This is a genomic window from Parageobacillus thermantarcticus, from assembly GCF_900111865.1.
In the GTDB taxonomy this organism is placed as follows: domain Bacteria; phylum Bacillota; class Bacilli; order Bacillales; family Anoxybacillaceae; genus Parageobacillus; species Parageobacillus thermantarcticus.
Genome location: NZ_FOJS01000026.1, coordinates 15,216 through 35,893, shown reverse-complemented (window position 1 = coordinate 35,893; position 20,678 = coordinate 15,216). Strand labels below are relative to the sequence as shown.

Annotated in this window: 19 protein-coding genes and 1 riboswitch; of the genes, 3 read left to right on the top strand and 16 right to left on the bottom strand. The window is 44.3% G+C overall.

What is annotated here, in order from left to right:
* Window positions 1-174: a type II toxin-antitoxin system antitoxin gene (locus BM278_RS12255; protein WP_090950097.1), complete on the top strand. Its 174-nt coding sequence runs from the start codon at window positions 1-3 to the stop codon at window positions 172-174.
* Between the two features lie 123 nt (window positions 175-297).
* Here BM278_RS12255 and BM278_RS12250 read toward each other — a convergent pair whose 3' ends face one another.
* Window positions 298-1,155 carry a BMQ_0737 family morphogenetic spore coat protein gene (locus tag BM278_RS12250; protein WP_090950095.1) on the bottom strand — a complete coding sequence of 286 codons (858 nt, stop codon included), beginning with the start codon at window positions 1,153-1,155 and terminating at the stop codon, window positions 298-300.
* 370 nt (window positions 1,156-1,525) lie between these two features.
* Between BM278_RS12250 and BM278_RS12245 the strand changes: the two genes are divergently transcribed.
* Both BM278_RS12245 and BM278_RS12240 read left to right on the top strand, forming a co-directional pair.
* On the top strand, window positions 1,526-1,957 hold the full coding sequence (locus BM278_RS12245) for a MerR family transcriptional regulator (protein WP_090950094.1): 432 nt from the start codon (window positions 1,526-1,528) through the stop codon (window positions 1,955-1,957).
* 3 nt (window positions 1,958-1,960) lie between these two features.
* Window positions 1,961-3,118, top strand: a complete 1,158-nt coding sequence (locus BM278_RS12240; protein ID WP_090950092.1) for an MFS transporter — start codon at window positions 1,961-1,963, stop codon at window positions 3,116-3,118.
* 45 nt (window positions 3,119-3,163) lie between these two features.
* On the opposite strand, the gene BM278_RS12235 is transcribed toward BM278_RS12240, so the two are convergent.
* The 15 genes from BM278_RS12235 to BM278_RS12165 form a co-directional block, all read right to left on the bottom strand.
* A complete protein-coding gene (locus BM278_RS12235; protein WP_279625765.1) occupies window positions 3,164-4,438 on the bottom strand; it encodes a saccharopine dehydrogenase family protein in 1,275 nt (424 codons plus the stop codon).
* Window positions 4,359-5,840: an aldehyde dehydrogenase family protein gene (locus tag BM278_RS19285; RefSeq protein WP_090950089.1), complete on the bottom strand. Its 1,482-nt coding sequence runs from the start codon at window positions 5,838-5,840 to the stop codon at window positions 4,359-4,361. The genes BM278_RS12235 and BM278_RS19285 overlap by 80 nt, the downstream gene beginning before the upstream one ends.
* A gap of 76 nt (window positions 5,841-5,916) precedes the next feature.
* On the bottom strand, window positions 5,917-7,575 hold the full coding sequence (locus BM278_RS12225; RefSeq protein WP_090950087.1) for a thiamine pyrophosphate-binding protein: 1,659 nt from the start codon (window positions 7,573-7,575) through the stop codon (window positions 5,917-5,919).
* A gap of 5 nt (window positions 7,576-7,580) precedes the next feature.
* Window positions 7,581-8,750 carry an LL-diaminopimelate aminotransferase gene (locus BM278_RS12220; RefSeq protein WP_090950085.1) on the bottom strand — a complete coding sequence of 390 codons (1,170 nt, stop codon included), beginning with the start codon at window positions 8,748-8,750 and terminating at the stop codon, window positions 7,581-7,583.
* A 307-nt stretch (window positions 8,751-9,057) separates the two neighbouring features.
* Window positions 9,058-10,515 carry an NAD-dependent succinate-semialdehyde dehydrogenase gene (locus BM278_RS12215; RefSeq protein ID WP_090950083.1) on the bottom strand — a complete coding sequence of 486 codons (1,458 nt, stop codon included), beginning with the start codon at window positions 10,513-10,515 and terminating at the stop codon, window positions 9,058-9,060.
* Between the two features lie 388 nt (window positions 10,516-10,903).
* Entirely contained in the window at window positions 10,904-11,089 is a 186-nt protein-coding gene (locus BM278_RS12210; RefSeq protein WP_090950081.1) for a hypothetical protein, read from the bottom strand.
* Entirely contained in the window at window positions 11,067-12,788 is a 1,722-nt protein-coding gene (gene thiC / locus BM278_RS12205; RefSeq protein WP_090950079.1) for a phosphomethylpyrimidine synthase ThiC, read from the bottom strand. The genes BM278_RS12210 and thiC overlap by 23 nt, the downstream gene beginning before the upstream one ends.
* A 159-nt stretch (window positions 12,789-12,947) precedes the next feature.
* A riboswitch (TPP riboswitch) is annotated at window positions 12,948-13,062 on the bottom strand.
* Between the two features lie 137 nt (window positions 13,063-13,199).
* A complete protein-coding gene (locus BM278_RS12200; RefSeq protein ID WP_090950077.1) occupies window positions 13,200-14,453 on the bottom strand; it encodes a methyl-accepting chemotaxis protein in 1,254 nt (417 codons plus the stop codon).
* 301 nt (window positions 14,454-14,754) lie between these two features.
* A complete protein-coding gene (locus tag BM278_RS12195) occupies window positions 14,755-15,162 on the bottom strand; it encodes an RDD family protein (RefSeq protein WP_090950075.1) in 408 nt (135 codons plus the stop codon).
* 161 nt (window positions 15,163-15,323) lie between these two features.
* Entirely contained in the window at window positions 15,324-16,844 is a 1,521-nt protein-coding gene (locus tag BM278_RS12190) for a SpoIIE family protein phosphatase (protein ID WP_090950073.1), read from the bottom strand.
* Window positions 16,845-16,846: 2 nt separating this feature from the next.
* On the bottom strand, window positions 16,847-17,179 hold the full coding sequence (locus BM278_RS12185; protein ID WP_090950071.1) for an STAS domain-containing protein: 333 nt from the start codon (window positions 17,177-17,179) through the stop codon (window positions 16,847-16,849).
* Between the two features lie 21 nt (window positions 17,180-17,200).
* Entirely contained in the window at window positions 17,201-17,602 is a 402-nt protein-coding gene (locus tag BM278_RS12180; protein WP_090950069.1) for an ATP-binding protein, read from the bottom strand.
* 297 nt (window positions 17,603-17,899) lie between these two features.
* Window positions 17,900-19,570: a helix-turn-helix domain-containing protein gene (locus tag BM278_RS12175; protein ID WP_090950067.1), complete on the bottom strand. Its 1,671-nt coding sequence runs from the start codon at window positions 19,568-19,570 to the stop codon at window positions 17,900-17,902.
* A 169-nt stretch (window positions 19,571-19,739) separates the two neighbouring features.
* On the bottom strand, window positions 19,740-20,126 hold the full coding sequence (locus BM278_RS12170) for a DUF3147 family protein (RefSeq protein ID WP_090950066.1): 387 nt from the start codon (window positions 20,124-20,126) through the stop codon (window positions 19,740-19,742).
* Window positions 20,127-20,148: 22 nt separating this feature from the next.
* Window positions 20,149-20,496, bottom strand: coding sequence for a DUF3147 family protein (locus BM278_RS12165; protein WP_090950064.1), 348 nt, complete (start codon window positions 20,494-20,496; stop codon window positions 20,149-20,151).
* Window positions 20,497-20,678 lie beyond the last annotated feature (182 nt).

Here is a 20,678-nt window from a genome sequence, read left to right as displayed (position 1 = left end):
ATGGCAAAAAAGAAAAGCTTTCCTCTAAGAATCGATCCTGCTTTATACGAAATTATCGAACGCTGGGCGCAAGAAGAATTTCGCAGCGTCAACGCCCATATCGAATTTTTGCTGCGTGAAGCCGCTCGGCAAGCAGGGCGGCTGAAAAAAGAAAAAAAGAAAGAGAACGATTAATATCCCTCGCACATAGCAACAATGAGCAAGCTTTTTTAAGGCAAGACCGGAAGTGAACAAACTAGCATGTCTTAAGCACAAAAAGCCCGTGTTTGCATCGATCGTTTATTCACCGAGGTACTTTCAAGTAAAAGTGAAGGGGCATGGAGGCAAAGGCATGGGCGCCGGGCCGGTTTTGCCTTCTATATTTCGCCGCGGTTGACAAACATTTCCCACTATTTCCATTACGACTTCCCCTAATATTTTGATATGTTGATATATATTGATGAGAACAATAATTTCCAAGCATTCCTCGTTTGGATCCAATGGCGGAATAATATACGCCTCGCAATCAAAATTAATTATTTTGCATTCCACCGTTGTTCCCGCCGGTGCACAGAGACGAAACGTCTCGATTTCCGAAAATGGGAATGTGCATTTCTTGCATGCTCGTCCTTTTTGGTTAAAAAGCTCCACTGTTACAAATCCCCGCTTCAACACGTTAACTTTTTGGAGAAGGACGGACTTGCCATCTGGCAATGTGACGTTTATATTTTTTCTATCATTTTGTTGTCGAAGTTCTTCGCAAATGATGGAACGCGGCGCGGTAGGATCAAGCGGATTCCCGCATCGATCGGATAGAAAGCAATTCGTTTTTTTTAAATCAATACAATGACTTTCATTTTGAAACGGATTGAAATGAAGGACAATTTTTAATTCCCCTTCGCAAAAACTTGACTGACCAGATGGACCGTGACAAAGAACTTCTATCGAGCGCAAATCAGAAATGGTCGCGCCAAACGATGCCCCTTCCAGCAAAGAAATTAATTTTTTTCCATTTACAATGACATCCATTACGCCACCGCATCCACAATGAAAAGCGATATTTAGTGTTCCTGATATATTTTCAACACCTAACCCGCTCCAAATTGTGGAAGGAACCGTTGAGTTGCAGGGCACTTTAAAATCACAGCACAGCACATCATCAAATCTTTCTTCCATATTCCATTAATATTCGCTCCTTTTCATTTTTGATTAGTACATACTATGTGTCGATACGATAGCTCGTCTGTGTAACTGTCTGTGCATGCAGATGCCGGAAAATCGCTTTTTCCACCTAATTTTTTTGTTTATATGAACTGAGAGCGATGATCTGCCGAAAGTAGCTTTTGACACTCAAAAAAATGCATTGCGCGTAAGCAGCTAGCAAATACGATTTTAGAGCGATATACGATAATCCACGAGTCATCACATTATCATCATCTTTTTCCAAATAAATACTATTCGCTATTTACAAAATTTAACGTTAACGTTAATGTTATATTATCTACGATAATAACTATTACGATAATAAAAAAGCGAGAGGAACAACATGAAGCGTTTCAAAATTGACGACGTCGCCAAAGAAACAGGATTAACGAAACGAACGATTCGCTACTATGAAGAAATCGGACTCATCAAGCCACCTGAACGTAGCGAAAAAGGGACTCGCCTTTATACGGAAGAAAATATCGAACAGCTAAAAAAAGTGATTGTTGCTCGCGAGGTGCTAGGATTTTCGCTACAAGAATTGCATCATTTTTTAACGTTGAAAGAGACGATCGAATCCCATCGCTTCGAGTATCGCAACGCTGTCAATCAAGACGACAAAAAACAAGAACTGCAAAATATTGCTTCCAACCTTCGGCAACAAATTGACATGCTCGAGCAAAAGAGGAAAAAAATGCTTGAACTAAAAAATGAGTTAGAGCAACTCGAACAGCGGATTCAAACGATTTTGCAGGAAGAAGAAAGGAGAGGATAAACGATGGAGGAAGGAAGACAAACTCGCGCCCGCTGGATTACCGTGTTTGCAACGTTTTTAGCGTTCATGGGAATCGGCATTGTCGATCCGATTTTGCCGGTTATTGCGGAAAACATTGGCGCGACGCATTGGCAAGTGGAAATGTTGTTTACCGCATATATTTTCACGATGGCGATCATGATGATTCCATCCGGAATGATGGTGAGCCGCGTAGGAGACAAACGGATGATGGCCATCGGGCTTAGTATCGTTACCGTTGTTTCCTTATTATGCGGCTTATCCAACACAATCTCACAATTATCGATTTTCCGGGCTGGCTGGGGGCTTGGCAACTCGATGTTTTTTGCTACCGCGATGACGTTGTTAATCGCGTTAACGCCAGAAGCAAACACTGCCGTAGGCCTGTACGAAGCAGCCATCGGCCTTGGAATGGCGGGCGGTCCGCTTGTCGGCGGCCTTCTCGGTCAGCACTCATGGCGATATCCATTTATTGGAACAAGCATTTTCATTTTTATCGCACTTCTTCTTGTCGTCTTTTTTGTCTATGATCCGAATAAAGGAAAACCGAGAAAAGTACCCGGCATGAAAGAAATGCAACATTTATTAACATTCCCGTCTTTTTTGAAAGGCGCGATCGGCGCGATGCTATATTATTACGGCTTTTTCGTCGTGCTTGCTTATTCGCCGTTAATCATCGGGCTTTCAGCGATTCAAATCGGCCTTGTCTTTTTCGGCTGGGGACTTTGCCTTGCATATGGTTCGGCGATTCTTGCACACCGTTTAGAAGAAAAGTATACACCAAAGCAAATTTTGCCTTATAGTTTATTGCTGTTTGCTGTATTTTTGCTTCTGCTATTTATAACGCAAAGCACATGGTTGATGATCGTTCTTATTATTTTGTCTGGCCTTGTTTCTGGTTTAAATAACGCTTTGTTCACCAGCTATGTCATGGACGTATCTCCGTATGAACGCGGAATGACGTCTGGAATGTACAACTTCGTCCGCTGGATGGGAGCTGCGATTGCCCCTGTGCTATCGGGGATAATCGGCCACTCTGTTTCCGCCAAAGCGCCATTTATGGTGGCGATGGTACTGGCGTTAATTGCCTTTGCCTTTCTCAGCTTGCGCAAACAACAACCGTCCGTTCCCCAAACAAATTAAGGCTGGTATTAGGTGGATGCTTTCTACCTAACACCAGCCTTCTGTTCATTCTTTGACATATTGTTTTTCTTTAATCATAACTCCTCGTTTTTCCATTTCCTTGATGTAAATGTCACCCGGGACGATTTGCTCCGGCGGATAAACTCCCCGCTTTTGAATGACTCCGCTTCCGATCATTTGCGCAACGACCGAAATCGTATTGGCGGTAGTCCGCGCCATCGCTGTCACGTTGTTTTTGCGGTCTTTAAACGTTATCGTTTCATATTCCAACACCGTTTCCTTGCCGTTTTTGACTCCGCCGACAATGACCCGCAATAGCACGACATCTTCTTTATCTTTTAAATCCAAAAGCGGCGACAAAACCGCCAGCAGCACATCGCGCGGCTTCACTTTTTGTCCGTTTGCTTCCACTTCGTAATCGCTTCTCGTCAAATGCAAATCGATGAGCAGTTTAAATTTTTCCGCGTGGCCAGGATAGCGGATCGTTTTATATTCCAAGCATTCCAATTGCGGATAAGAGTGAGACAAGGTGGACGTTCCCCCTGATGTATGAAACGCTTCCAATGGGCCAAACTGATCAAAATAAATGGTTTCGATTTCCGATAACGACGGAATTTCTTGCTTTTTTCCATCGCGAATAATGAGGGATGGATCAGTATAATGATCAAGCAGCCCTTCTAGTGAAAATACATGGTTGTATTCGAGCGGCGGCTCCGGGCGTACAGGAATTCCGCCGACATATAGCTTAATCGATTTTAACTCGTCTAATTTGCCCGCACCGTACCCTGACAAAATATTGATCATTCCCGGCGCGACTCCTAAATCCGGAATGATCGTAACACCAGCTTGTTTGGCATTTTCATTCAATTGCAGCACCCTATCGGTGATATGGCCGATATGCCCACCCAAATCAACGGAATGCACTCCGACTTCGATCGCCGTTTTCGCTACGATTTCATTAAAACGATAAAATAACGCGTTAATGACAACATCGTGCTCACGCATTAGCGCCGCCAACTCTTTTTCATTCGCCGCATCAACTTGCTTTGCTTTCAATTTGTTAGAATGCAGCTGCCGGCAAACGGTCTCCGCCTTTCGTATATCGACATCGGCTAAAGTGACGGCGGAAACGCTCTCGCTTTGCCCTAAATCGCGCGCCGCCTCTTTTCCCATCAAGCCGGCTCCAAGCACTAACGCTTTCATGGCATGCGCCTCCTTATTCTTTCGCTGATGAATTCGATTATTCGTCAATATCGATTTGCGCCCGCTGCAATTTGCCGCTGAAATCAATATACACGCTTTTCCATTCGGTAAACACATCAAGCGCCGCGACGCCAGAGTCGCGATGGCCGTTTCCCGTTCCTTTCGTGCCGCCAAACGGCAGATGAATTTCCGCCCCGGTCGTGCCGGCATTGACATAGACAATGCCTGTATCTAAATCGCGCATTGCTTGAAACACTTTATTGACATCCCGTGTAAAAATGGAACTAGACAATCCGTAATCGACACTGTTGTTCACAGCAATCGCTTCTTCTAAACTGCTTACCGAAATAATCGAGACAACCGGTCCGAAAATTTCTTCGCGCGCAATGCGCATCGTTGGTTGAACATCCGTAAAGAGAGTAGGAGCATAATAATAGCCTTTTTGATACTCTCCATCCCGCAAAATATATCCCCCGGTTAATAGCTTTGCCCCTTCTTCCTTGCCGATTCGCACATAACGGTCAATTTTTTGCAGCGCTTCTTCGCTAATGACCGGGCCGACTTTGACGTTTTCGTCCAATCCGTTTCCAATCGTTAATGTCTTCATTGCTTCTAACAATCTATTTTCTAATTCTTCTTTCACCTTTTCATGAACAATGACGCGGCTACATGCCGTACATCTTTGTCCTGACGTGCCAAATGCGCTCCACAAAATGCCTTCTACCGCTAACGATAAATCGGCGTCATCCATGACAATGACAGCATTTTTTCCGCCCATTTCCAGCGACACTTTTTTCAAGCGGCGTCCGCACTTTTCGGCAATCATCCGCCCGACTTCGTTTGACCCGGTAAAGGAAATCACTTGCACGTCCGGATGCTCTACCAACGCATTTCCTGCCGTTGGACCGTCGCCGTGAACAACGTTGAACACCCCTTTTGGCAATCCTGCTTCTTCGAATATTTTCGCCAGCTCCTGGGCCATCAATGGTGTTTCCAGCGCCGGCTTCCATACGACCGCATTGCCGGCAACAATGGCCGGGAACGATTTCCATGTGGCGATCGCAATCGGAAAATTCCATGGAGTGATGATGCCGACAACTCCAACTGGCACACGAACGCTCATCGCAAATTTATCTTTTAATTCCGAAGGAGTCGTGTCGCCGAATAACCGCCTCCCTTCGCCAGCCATATAAAACGCCATGTCAATCCCTTCTTGCACTTCCCCGCGCGCTTCCTCGAGCACTTTTCCCATTTCCATCGTTAACAGTCTAGCGAGCTGTTCTTTTCTCTCTTTTAATAAATAGCCGACTTTATATAACACTTCCGCCCGTTTTGGCGCCGGTACGAGCGCCCACTCTTTTTGCGCGGCCTTCGCCGCTTTTACCGCCGCATCGACATCCGCTTCACTCGAAACCGTCACTTCTCCGATCGTTTCGCCGTTTGCCGGATTGATCACCGGAGCAAATTGCCTGCTCATCGACGCTTTCCATTCCCCATTAATAAAATTCAATACTTTCACAAGCCAGCTCCCTCCTTATCATTCATTTTCTATTAAAAAATCTATGCATCGACGATCATGGCTATTATGCAAATATTTACCGAGAATTCGACCGCTTTCGCAGCTCGTCGATCGTCGCGGTCACGGAAATTTGGTTTGGATCTGTCATGACTTCGATCACCGTCGGTTTTGTTTCCTTAAAAGACTGAATGAGCGCTCTAGCAAATGCCTCTTCTGTTTCTGCGCGAATGCCGTTGGCGTTTAAACATTTCGCCAATTCGGCAAACGACACATGCCCTAAGTCCGTCCCGATGACCCGTTTTGGAAAGTGAAGCTCTTGATGCATGCGGATCGTTCCATACATGCGATTGTTAAAAACGATGCTAATAATGGGAATATGATATCTAGAAGCGGTCTCTAACTCTTGCATCGTCATCATAAAACCGCCGTCTCCTGATAGAGAAACGACAACGCGCTCCGGATGTGCCAATTTTGCGCCAATCGCCGCTGGCATGCCGTATCCCATCGCGCCGGAAGTAGGACCGATATACATCTGTTTTTCAGTAAATTGGAAAAAGGTATGCAACCAGCCGGCGAAATTGCCAGCATCATTTGTAATGATCGCATCATTTGGCAAATGTTGTTGCAAGCTGGCGATGATCGCTTCATTAAAGTTCCGTTTTTCCGCCGGAAGCGCCGATGCTTGCTCATATTGTTTCCGTCTCGCTGCCGCCCAATCGCCCCAAGATGGCTCTACAGCAGTTTCCAGCAGTTTGGCAAGCGCCTCTTTGCAATCCGCTACAATCGCTGCAGCCGGCGGGTATACTTTTCCTAACACATCGCTGTCGATATCGATATGAATCAGCGTCTGATCCGGAGACAGCAAACGATAATCTTGCGTCGTCACTTCCGATAATCGCGTCCCAAGGGCGATCACGACATCGGCCTGTTGTACCGTTTCGATGATCGATTTGGGCGTTCCTAATCCAAGATGGCCGACATAAAGCGGATGGTCGTTTGGAAACACGTCATGCCGCCGGAAAGCAGCCATCACAGGAATGGAGTATTTTTCAGCAAATAACCGCAATAGCTGTTCTGCCTTCGCTAGCTTGACTCCTCCACCGGCAATGACAACTGGCCGCTTCGCCCTTTGCAATATTTCCTGCACGCTCCACACATCCTCTGCGCTTGGTGCAGGTCTCGGTATATCTATATCCGAAATTACCGCTTCGCCAATATCTTGAAGAAATATATCTTCCGGAAGCGAGATGACGACAGGTCCTGGCCTGCCAGTTTTCGCAGCGCGAAACGCCCGCTGCACCAGCTCCGGTATTCGTTCCGCCTCGCGAATTTCCACGGTCCATTTCGCAATCGGCTGGAAAAACCGGTCTAAATCGACTTCCTGAAATCCTTCCCTGCCGCGGAAATGGCGGTGCACCTGTCCTAACAATATGACCATCGGCGTGGAATCCTGTTTTGCTGTATGGACACCGATTGCCAAGTTAGCGCCTCCGACTCCCCGCGTCGCCAGCACAACACCCGGTTTTCCCGACGCTTTTGCATAGCCTTCCGCCATAAAGGAAGCGCCGCCTTCATGGCGGGCCGAAATCAGTTGAAGTGAAGGTTCATCAAAAATGGCATCCATCAGCGGCAAATAGCTTTCTCCCGGCACGCAAAATAGGTGAGAGATGCCCTCTTGCTTCAGGCAATGAACGATCGCTTTGGCCACTGTGATGTTGCGGATCGTCTGTTTCATCGTTTCTACGCCTCCCAATTGACTTGTTTCAACCGCTCAACCGCCTGCCGCAGCCGCTCTATCGGCGCAGATAAGGATAATCGGACATATCCTTCCCCCGACGGCCCAAACGCTGTTCCTGGAGTGACAATCACGCCCGCTTCTTCGAGCAGCTTCGCGGCAAATTGCGCGGATGAATATGCTTTGAAAATAGGAATCCATAGAAAAAATGTCGCTTTCGGACGCTGCACTTTCATTCCCAATGCTTGCAGCGCTTCGACCATCATATTCATTCGCTGCTCATAGATTCGGTTATTTGCTTGCACAGACTTGTGGTCGCTCATCAGTGCTGCCGCAGCCGCTTTTTGAATCGGAAGAAACTGGCAAGTGTCCGTGTTGCTTTTTATAATCGAAAGCGCTTTAATCATATCTTTGTTTCCGACGATATAACCAATGCGGCAGCCCGCCATGTTGTAGCTTTTCGACAAGGAGCCGAATTCGACCGCTACTTCCTTTGCCCCGTTTACTTGTAAAATGCTTGGCGCTTTAAATTGTTGGAACGTAACAAACGAATAAGCGGAGTCGTGGACGATGAAGATACGGTGCTTTCTTGCCAGCGAAACCGCTTCGGCGAATGTATCCATGCCGACAGTGGCCGTCGTTGGATTACTCGGATAATTTAAAAACATGATTTTGGCATCCTCATAAATGGTCGAAGGGAGCTTGGAAAAAAGAGGAACATAATCATTTTCTGCATCGAGCGGCAAATAAACGCTTTTCCCCCGTGCGAAATGCACTGCGGTGCGGTAAACAGGATAACCTGGGTCAGGAACCAATACAATCTCGCCTGGATTGAGCACAGCCTGCAGCAAATGAACAATTCCTTCTTTTGACCCGATTAACGCTAACACCTCGGTATCGGGATCCAACTGCACTCCATATTCCCGCTCGTAAAAATGTGCTACTGCTTCCCGATATTCCTTGCACCCCGCATACGGCGAATACGTATAATTGGTTGGCTCGTTTAACTCTTCTTTTAACTTTTCCACCACAAAAGACGGCGGCGGTAAATCAGGAGCGCCGATTCCTAAATCAATGACATCGATCCCCTTCTTGATCAACTCTTCTTTCTTCTTTTGAAACTGCGAAAATAAATAAGGAGGCATCGTTTGGACGATATCGGAAAACATATTCATCCCTATCCTCTCGCATAAAAAATCTCTTCCCTCTTAATCTATGCTTTTGCTCGCTTATTTCATTCATGGCGTCAACGTTGGCAAATATAACGGCAAACGGGGCAGGCGGCTAATCTTTTCCTACAAATAAAAACAAACAGCCAGTATTATCAAAATATGTTGGTGGAACTGGCCGCTGTCTACGCATGCAGATCGCCGATAAAGCTGCAATAGGCTGCGTGGTGTTTCATCATTCATACTTATACACTTTATGCGGCAAGGGATGTGTTCATGTGCCCTTGCCGCGGATGAATGCAGAAACGTTCAGTTACAAGGAACGGATTCCCATCGATACGTACTTCAATTCGACGAACTCGAAAATTCCTTCTTTGCCGCCTTCCTTTCCTAATCCTGATTGCTTCACGCCGCCAAATGGCGCTTCAGCCGTGGCCGGGAAAACATCATTAATGCCGACAATGCCGTATTCCAGCTTCTCCATCACACGATACGCGCGGTGAATCGAATCCGTAAAAATATAGGCAGCTAACCCATATTGCGTATCATTCGCTTGGCGAACCGCTTCCATCTCATCAGCAAACGGCTGCAGTGGCAAAAGCGGGCCAAACGTTTCCTCGTTCATCACTTTCATCTCTTTCGTGACGTTTGCCAACACCGTTGGTTCAAAGAAATATCCTGGGTACGCCCCCTTCCATCGTTTTCCCCCATAAAGAACGGAAGCTCCTTTTTGCACGGCATCGTCTAAATGGTCTTGCACTTTTCTTACCGCTTCTTCATTAATCAACGGCCCGATATCGGTCGTTTCATCCAACCCGCTGCCAATCGAAAGCTGGTGCACTTTCGCTGTCAATTTTTCCACAAACGCATCCCAAACCGTTTGCTGCACATAGACGCGATTGGCGCAAATGCACGTTTGCCCGCAGTTGCGGAACTTGCTCGCCAGCGTCAACTCCGCCGCCAAGTCCAAATCGGCGTCCTCAAATACGATAACCGGCGCGTGGCCGCCCAGCTCCAGCGACAGTTTTTTCACTTGATCAGCGCTTCCTTTCATCAACAGGCGACCGACTTCGGTCGAACCAGTAAACGTAATCAAGCGCACATCCGGATGGCTCATCCAACACTTTCCGATCGAAACGGCATCGCCAGTGACAAGGTTGACCACACCAGGAGGAAGCCCTACTTCTTCGAGAATCTTCACGATTCGATATGCGGTCAGCGGCGTCTCCGGAGCTGGCTTTAACACGACCGTGCATCCAGCGGCAAGGGCCGGCGCAAGCTTTCGCGTAATCATAGAAGCCGGGAAGTTCCATGGAGTGATCGCGGCGACAACGCCAATCGGTTGCGGAATGACCATCAGACGTTTATTTTTGTTTGAAGAAGGGATAATTTCTCCATACAGGCGGTTCGCTTCCTCAGCATACCAAAGAAAGTAGCTTGCCGCCGCGTCCATTTCCGCTCTTGCTTCTTTTAGCGGTTTCCCTTGTTCTGTTGTTAAAATGACAGCTAGTTCCTCCTTATATTCCAGCATTTTTTCATATGCGGCATATAACAGTTGCGACCGTTCTCTTGCCGTTTTCCCTGACCATTGCGGAAACGCCCGGCTTGCTGCGCGTACCGCTTGTTCCGCCTCCGTTTCATCGCCGTATGAAACTTCCGTAATCGTCTCTAACGTAGCTGGATTTTGTACTGGAAGCGTGTTGCCGTTATGCGCTTCTAGCCATTTTCCGTCAATAAAAATCGTTTTTGTATAATCGGAAAATTTACTCATGTTTCATTCCCTCCAAACAGAAAATCGTTTCTACATTCAATTTAATGAATTCTGAATAGTATGTAAATAATGATTCCATATCCCGCACCTTGTCATTCATCATGCGCAAACGCCTCTCCACAAGCGATCATGGCCAAGTCCTAGTGTTTGTGTAAAATTCGACTCTCAGTCGAGCAAACTTATGTCTCCGAAAAATAAAACATCTTTGTGTCCGCTTCTTTTTACACAAATTCCTGGACTTCATCAGCGATCATTGCATTTCCATAAAATATATGTTAAAAAAACGCGAAAAAATCACTAAAAACCAAAATAAAAAGCTAATTCATCCCCATTCCCATTCCAATGGGAGATGAATTAGCCATATATCATCTTTATCCAACGATGTTATTCAATAATATAAAATTTCTACGTAGTGACATTTGACGCATTTGCGCATAAACGGCGTCTCAAAAAACGAATGCCGGCAATTTTTTTGAATATGGGCGATTTGCTGTTCCAATTTAAAAATTTTCTCTTTCAGTTCAGCAATTTCCTTTTGCAACTCTTGAACGTCAACGATAGAGGGACGAACCATTTTCGACAAACTCCTTCGCTTTTTGTTTCATCCCTTCTTCTTTGACCGCTCGTTGCAAATCATGAGAAATTTTCATCGAACAAAACTTCGGTCCGCACATCGAGCAAAAATGCGCGACTTTCGCTGCCTCAGCCGGCAATGTTTCATCATGATACTCCCGCGCCCGATCCGGGTCAAGCGAAAGATTGAATTGGTCGTTCCAGCGAAACTCAAAGCGTGCTTTCGAGAGCGCGTCATCGCGCTGTTGCGCTCCAGGATGCCCTTTTGCCAAATCGGCGGCATGGGCGGCGATTTTATAAGCGATTACTCCTTCGCGCACATCTTCTTTGTTTGGCAGTCCTAAATGCTCTTTCGGCGTCACGTAACAAAGCATCGCCGTTCCATACGCGCCGATAAGCGCCGCCCCGATTGCAGATGTAATATGGTCATATCCCGGCGCGATATCGGTCGTAAGCGGACCTAACGTGTAAAACGGCGCACCTTTGCAAATTTCGACTTGTTTTTCGACGTTTTCTTTAATTTTATGCATCGGCACATGCCCCGGACCTTCGATCATCACTTGCACATCATGCTTCCAAGCGATTTCCGTCAATTCTCCGAGCGTCTCCAATTCGGCAAACTGCGCTTCGTCATTCGCGTCGGCAATCGATCCCGGCCGCAGCCCGTCTCCAAGCGATACGGCAATATCGTACGTTTTCAAAATCTCGCATATTTCTTCAAAATGCGTGTACAAGAAGTTTTCTTCATGGTGCGCTAAACACCATTGCGCCATAATCGAACCGCCGCGCGAAACGATGCCGGTCGTTCGATTTACCGTCATCGGTATGTAGCGAAGCAGTACCCCAGCGTGAATCGTAAAATAGTCGACACCTTGCTCCGCTTGTTCGATCAGCGTATCGCGGTAAATTTCCCACGTTAAATCCTCAACGACGCCATTCACTTTTTCGAGCGCCTGATAAATCGGAACCGTCCCGACAGGCACAGGCGAGTTGCGAATAATGTATTCCCTTGTCGCATGAATATGTTTTCCTGTCGACAAGTCCATAATCGTATCGGCGCCCCAGCGCACCGCCCACAGCATTTTTTCGACTTCTTCTTCAATCGACGACGTGACTGCGGAGTTGCCAATATTCGCGTTAATCTTCACATGAAAGCGGCTTCCGATGATCATCGGTTCGCTTTCTGGATGGTTAATGTTCGAAGGAATAATCGCTCTGCCCGCGGCAACTTCTTGGCGCACGATTTCCGGGTCTATATTTTCGCGAATCGCGACAAACTCCATCTCCGGCGTAATAATTCCTCGTTTTGCGTAATGCATTTGCGTAACGGTTTTCCCTTTTTTAGCGCGCAGCGGTTTTCTCTTGAAAGGCAGAACAATCTCTGATTGTTTTCCATTGCGTAAGCCGTTATCTTCCGGTTTCACTGGGCGTCCTTCGTATTCTTCCACATCTCCTCTTTCCAAAATCCAGCGTTTTCTTAATGGCGGCAATCCTTTTTGAATATCCGGCTGAAAATCAGGATCAGTGTACGGCCCACTTGTGTCATAAACGCGAACAGGTTCATTTTCAATGATTCCTGTTTCCGTTTTCGTCGGACTTAACGTAATTTCCCTCATCGGAACGCGAATATCCGGCCGGGAACCTTCGATGTACACCTTTTTGCTGGCGGGGAATTGCATGAAAGATGCGATGTTTTGCATGTTGCTTCTCTCCTCCTTAAATGATAGTTTGGAGACCTGAAGTTGCACCAAAACGAGGGGGTGATGGGCGGGAGATATGATATGCGAAGAAAATAAAAACGGGCTCCCTAGGGAACCCGATGGAACGCAAATAGCCGAAACGTACGCAACAAACACATACACTCCCGCTATCTACTTCCCTACGCTGGCATAACCCAGATCAGGTTCAAAGGGTCAAAGAACTTAAGCGCGTTCTTTTCTCAGTCCAAGCTATTGGACTCCCCTAGTAGATAAGCGATGATACGTATTTAATTTTTCTTAATATTAACACATTAATACAACAATGTAAATACTCTTTTTACACGATTAAATCCGAGATATTTTCACTGAATGGAGAGCGAATTTTTACACGATAATCAGAACTTCGCCTTTTTACACGGTAAATCGTTTTAACATCGTTTGCATATTTTCCGCCATTTTGCTTAACGATGACGCCGATGAAGCAATTTCTTCGACCGCCGCCATTTGTTCCTGCGTCGCCGCCGAAATATTCGCCGATCCGGAAGAAGATTGTTCCACCATCTCCGCCATATCGCCAATGGAAGCAGCTACCCGCTTCGCGTTTTCCGTCATTTGTTCGATCGTCACCGATACTTGTTCAATTTGAACGTTGACTTCGCTGATCGATTCGCGAATTTGTTCAAAAGACTGCTCTGCCGTTTGCACAAAATGAAGCCCTTGCGACACTTCGTTGACGACCGTTTCCATCGATTCGATCGCTTTTTCCGTTTCTTCCTGAATATACGCAATTAGTTGAGAAATTTGTTGCGCCGACTGTGCGGACTGCTCCGCCAATTTGCGAACTTCATCCGCCACAACGGCGAAACCTTTTCCTTGTTCCCCGGCTCTTGCTGCCTCAATTGCCGCGTTTAATGCAAGCAAGTTCGTTTGCGAAGCAATGCCGGTAATCACCTGCGTAATTTGCCCAATTTCGTTTGAACGTTCGCCAAGCCCTTTTACGACTTGTCCAAGCGACTGGACATGTTCATAAATAAACCGCATTTGCTCTTCCATTTGTGAAATCGATTGCTTTCCGGATTCCGCTTTCGCTGATGTTTCACTTGCGTTTGTAGAAACGTGTCTTGTATTGTCAGCTACTTGTGTGAGAGTATCGGAAATTTCATTCATGGCCCGCGAGGTTTCTTGCGCCGTTTTCGCTTGTTGCTCGGAATTAGACACAATCGTTTCCATTGTCGATGCAATTTGTTCGGTTGCTTTCGTCGTCTGTTCGGCAATGGTTGTTAACTGTCCGGAAAATTGTGTCATCTCATCAGAATGGCGCTGAATACTGGAAACGACTTCCTGCCAAGTCTCCGTCATCTTATTGAGCGAAGTCGCAATCGCTTTTAATTGTCTCACTTCGTTAACAGGAACGCGTGTGGACAAATCCCCATTTGTCATTTTTCCTAAATGATGATTAATGACGGCAATAGGCGCGATAAAACGCCGATAATTCAACATAGCTGAAATAATACCGACCATAGCCCCCAATAATATGGTGGCTACAAACGTCCACCAAAATGCCGCGCCGCGGATGCCGTTCGCCAAGCATACAACAATGTTGATGAAAGCGGTTCCGGGAATAGCGATAAACATCGTGCGCAAAATATAGCTATGTAGCGACAATCTCTTTCCCTCCTTTTTTCTGTACTACTAAATTATATCACTTCCTTTCATTCTATTAAAATAAATTTTTTATCAAATTTTCTGATAAAAAACTTGTTACAAAAGATATATCAGTTCCTTATTTATTTTCTTAACATAATAATTGAAGATGCAAATCAAAACGATAGAAAATCATTTTCTCATTCCTGTTTGCTTGTTGAATAATTTCTTTTACTATCACAGATCATATAGAATATAAATTTGACCATAAAAAACGGGCGTCTCTTTTTAGACACCCATTGAGGATCAAACTTCTAGTCACTTACGCTAACTTCTCTGTCGTCACATACGTCCCGGCGATAAAATCGTGAATCGAACGTTTATCTTCGCGCGCCGCCACCATGATAGCACTAATAATCAGCGCAATGCCAAAGGTGATGAAATAAACGAGCCCGCCAACAACGGACCGCAAAAACATCGTCCCGATTCCGACTTTCCCGCCATTGACTTTGGCGATACGGATGCCTAGAAGCCTTTTCCCCACCGTATATCCAGACCAAAGCGCCGGCACTACTATGGCGTAAATAACATTCGCCGCCGTAGTAAACCAGTTTTCCTCCCAGCTGTTCGTCACCAAATATCCGATCAGCGCAATGGGAAGACCGACAATGATGCCATCTAATAAATTAGCCGCCAATCGCTTCCAAAATCCCGCCGGGTTCCTCACCATCCACATTCCCCTTTCTTTTTCGTTCGTTACTGCAATAAATATTCATTTCCATTACATCTGATTCATGGAAGATGCCCTACTTTCATCATACCGGTTCATCTCTTTATTGACAACACGTAAATTGCCAAACTTGTAAAAAACCGCTATACCCCTTGCCGCGGTTAATGCAGCTTCGCCACGACTAAGGAAATATCATCGGTGAATTGATACTCTTCTTTAAACATTTTATGCATACGTGTTATCATGCTTTTGTTCTCTAAATGGATAAACGATTTCAGCTTTTCCCGAAACATCTCGATGTTCGTTCTAACAGAACTATTAGGTCCTTCGATCACTCCATCCGAGTATAACACTAACGTCGCCCCAGGAGCATAATTTAATTTTCCTGTTTCAACATGAAGATGCGATAATAACCCGATCGGGGCACACCCTTGATCGAGCTCCTCCACTAAACCGTTTTGATGGAACAAAAAACCAGGTGGATGGCCGGCAGAAGCATATTCGATAAACCTTTTTTTTGTGTTTACCATCACGTAAACGGCGGTGAAATAATACGTATTCATTCGTCCATCTTCATGGTATAATAGCCGCATATGTTTATTTAACTCATGAAACACTTCTTTTGGATAAATGCATTTTCGAATGACCCCGTTTAATAATGAGCGGACCGACATGCAAATAAGTGAAGCGGCCACTCCATGCCCCATCACATCCATCAAAAAAATTCCATATCGGTCATTATCAATCTGATACCAAGCGTACATGTCCCCTCCCAATTCTTCCGAAGGAACGTACATCCCGTATATATCAATGCTTTCCGTTTTTAGCGGTTTGCTTAATACGCGTTTTTGCACTTCCTGCGCCAACTTTAAGTCATCTTTTAAGTTTGTTGCGGTCTTTTCGTTTTCAGAAAATATAAAAAGATAGAAAATCGGGTGTCCTTCTTGATCATGAATCGCTGTAATCGTCGTTTGCTGAACATACACTTCACCATTTTTTCGACGCCCTCGCAGCCTCCCTCTCCATTGACCTTTTTCTATGACCGTTTTCCGAATCGTTTGATAAAAGTTTTCATTGTAGTAACCGGAATGTAGAAAATCTAATGACAACCCGATTGCTTCCGATCCATATCCCGTAATTTCCGTAAAAGCGGGATTAATAAATTGAATGAACCCATTTTCATCCGTGATTAATATAGCCTGTTGCACATGTTCATATACTTTTTCTGCAAGCAAAAGCTTTTCCCTCATTTTCTTTATCTCTGTAATATCCGTCACCACTCCGCTTAATATCGCGGGTTTCCCATTTTCATCAAACGCGGGAAACGTTTGGTCAAGAACCCAGCGAACGGTCCCATCGCGCTGATGAATAATGCGATATTCATGTTCAAAACTATTTCCTTTCCAAAGCACCGATCGCTTTTTCTGTATCTTTTCGCGGTCTTCCGGATGAATGATTTTTTTCCATACCTCTACATCCTGATAGAAAGCTTCCGGCGGCACCCCGCAAATTTTTTCGCAAGACGGCGAAACAAAAATAAACCGCCTTTCCGCCAAGTTAACTAGCCAATAGGCTTGATCCGCTTTATTATAGAGTGCGTTCCATTCGTCAAGAAGCTGCAACAAATCTTTTAACGGAATGTTTGTATCTTTCTTCGTCTTTTTCAAAAGCTTATGAATCATATTCATTCTCCATAAAAATAATTGATCGCGTCTTTTTCCGTATCGAAAAGTTTAATAAACGAAGCAAACTTAACGATATGAAAAATTTCTTGAAGCGAATCTTGAATCCCGGCGATGACTAACTCCTTTCGCTGTTTTCGCGCCGTCATAACGCTATCGGCAATGATGCCGAGGCCAGCGCTATTAATATATTTCACTTGTTCCATATTTAATATGAGATACTCCGCTGGATTTTGGATAAATTTGGCCATCGCTTTTCGAAACTGCTCGGTATTGTTCAAAGTAATATCTTCATTCCATACGAAAACATCAATGAGTTCATGCTGTGTCCCCATATTTCGTTCCTCCAACAATCGTCAATGATCTTTATATTTGCACATATAAAACAATACGTTATTCCCCTTTTGTTCAAGGTAAACATGGTCTACAATATGAATGATCAGCTGCAATCCCCTTCCACGTGAGCCTTTGTTGACCACATCCCTTCTTGTAATGTCAAACTTCTTTCCATGCTGCTTCACAACAATAACCAATTTTTCTTTTCCGCATTTCCAAAACACTTCAAAAGGCAATTGGTTTGTTTTTTGGCAATATTCATACGCGTTCATGCACGCTTCCTCCGTCGCCAAACGAAGAAAGAGGCACTCACGCGGCAAAAATCCCATTTCACTTGCAATCTGTTCCGTAATATCCATCGCCTTCATAATATCAGAATCCACCATTACTGTTATATTTCTCCTGATTATAACATTCTCCATTGATATTCCCCCTATTTATTTATACGTGTGCTAACCGGTACTTCTGTAAGTACAATAACCAAATGAAATATATAGCACTTTCTCTTCATAGGGGATGAGCATCGTTTGAACAACACAGCAGTAGCGTACCATTGTTCGTTTTTTTATATTATTATAACTCAACATCTAGTTCTTATGTACTATTTATGATTTTGATTTTCTATATAGACTCGTCCCATTCTCTATTCCTATATACAAAATATTTCCACAAGAATAAGCAGAAAAAATAAAAAAGGAACATCATTACCATCGCTGCGGCTAATGATGTTCCTCATTGATATCTTTGCGGTTATTTAACTGATATACAAGAGCGATTAGCTGTGAACGATCGTTTACCCCAATTTTTTGAAAAATATTTGTAATATGATTTTTCACTGTATGAATACTAATAAACAATCGGTCAGCGATTTCGCGGTTACTGCATCCTTGAACTAGTAAGTTTAATACATCCATCTCCCGGCTCGTTAAACGTTCCGAAAGCATATCCATATTCAATTCCTGCTTTGGTCCGTGATAATTGTTTTGCTTCATAATCATCGTGCTGATCCCTATTAAAGCAGTGACGTACACTTCCGCTTCTTTTGCAGCCTCGAGATGCTTCATATGCACAGCCATCACTCCGTGCATATGTTCATGAACCGAAAACGAAATTTCCATTACAGTTCCAAACTTTGTTTCACGCAGCTTTGGGATCGTTTCGAGTAGTTTTTCTTCAGTGAAGAAGTAGCGTTGGCAAACATCTTCATAATATTCTGTTACTTGCCGTTCCGAAATCGCACCGCAATGAACCTTCACTTTTCTTTTATGATCCGCTAACACGGTAAAGACGAAATCGCCGTACGCTAGCTCCGCGACAAAATCCGTCATCATCCGTAAAATTTCATCCGTGTCTTTCACGACATTCATCGCGCGACTAATTTCTATTAACATCGATAATCTCATAAAATGGCGGTCCATTTTGACATGGGCCAATTCATATTCCGAATATAATTGCCAATACTTAACAAGGATAGTGCCGATTTGCACTACCTCTTTCGACAGTGAACGTTTCGTTTGACTGCCGATGACGATCCATCCTTCTATTTCACTATCATGCAAAACTGGATATGCAACGACAGCGCTCGGCTTTACTCCATGTGTCACGAAAAATGCAAAACGAGGGTCAAGCGCGGCATTTTCAAAATAAACAACGTTGCGCGAATGAAATAGGGAGTTTGATAGCGGAGGAAAAGCGGTTTTTACTTGTTTATTCCAAAGCTGTTCTGCCTTTTCTCCAACAGCGTTCGCAACAATCCATTCGCGATCTCGCCGTTTTATATACAAAGAAAAATCAATATCATCGTCTATCTGCTGAAACATATGTAAAAAATCGTTCATATGTAAAGAAAGCCGTCGCGCGCGATCCACCGCCGTATCCAATAAATGAAAATAGTGTTTATAATGTTGTTTTTGTCTATCATTGCTAATATATTCTCCACAGATTACCGCCATTTTTTCAATATCGCTTAACTTTTTTTCGACCGTGGATATCGTTTGCTCTTTCGTTTGTTCGATGACTTGAAGCCATGTTTGTGAATTAGGAAACCGAGAACATTGCTCCTTGATGATCGGCTTTGTCTCTTCTTCAATAAACGCACCTGCCCAAATCAAATATTCGACTTTTTGTTCGACTAACACAGGAGCGACAATCGCCTTTATTCCCCAATACCCTGTCTGAACGACCATCGGACGTTGCCATTGGATATCGTCATCCAGAAAACCCGAAGGAGGAAACGGCTTATCTGGAGAAAAAAGCACAAGTTCCGCTAATTCCGTGATATTTGAAACTTTTGTAACAGGTTGATACTGTAAATCAAGCATAACGATGCTTAGATCTGTAAGTGCTGCGTACGCATCTTGAACATGTTGCAAAAAATCTTTTATATTCAATTCCTCCTCAACTCACTTACTTTTATTTTTTACCTTTATCTATTATCTACGGATAAGAATAAAGAAGTCAAGTTTCGGAAAATGAGGGGGAGTTCAACTAAATTTTGATGATATACAAAAAAAGCCCGGCATGTTCGCCTCATGCCAGGTTATTTGTTCCGCCGCTGCTTTATCCATGGTCCGGTTTGATGCTTGACTCTTTCTTTTTCTTTTTATAATCTCGCATATATACAAGGAACAACGAACTTGCAAACCATGAGATTAGGCCGAAAATAAAACTTCCCCACCAATTGCGTGTAAATTGTAAAGAAAACAACACCGTTAGCGCACAAAGCAAACAACCAATCATTCCATAAACAGATCCTTGCGCTATTTTCGCCGCTTCTTTCGATCCCTTCTTCATTCCAACCATCATTACCGCAACAACCATAACAGCTGGGAATGCCGCAAAAATTCCCCCGATGACTTCCCATGGCAGCAGTTTTGCCGTTACATAACTTAGTACAACTGCAGAACCGCCAAATAAAAAGCGGAAAAATAAATCGCGTCCATCCATAAAATCACCTTAACAACTATTATTAGAAATACTTTGAAATAAAAGCATAAACCATGGAAACAAGAAACCATCCAGCTAGCGACTGTGTAAGCCCGCGTTTCCACCCTTGTTTAGCACAAAGATAAACAACCGCCATTGCGCACATAATATTAATGAACATTCCAACAACGGCACCTTGAGATAAAACGATCGATTTTTCCACTAATTCATTGCCTTTTGCATCTAACCGAAGCGTCAACAATGCCGCTAAAAATACAGCGGGAAATGCCGCAAAAATCCCTCCAATTTTTGTACCTATTTTTCTTGAAACAATAGTTGAAGCGACAACTGCGCCTCCCCCTAATAAAAATCGAATAACAATTCCGAGCATTGACATTGTCTCCAAGCTAGATTCATCCTTTCTATGATGCACCATCCAATACAATAAATATTATTGTTATATATTTATTTGTGATTGTTTTCACGTATATATTGTAAACAACGATAGAACAAACATTTATGAACTTTTATTTAATTTTTTTGCAGCGCTTACATTTTCAACAATCCGACAAT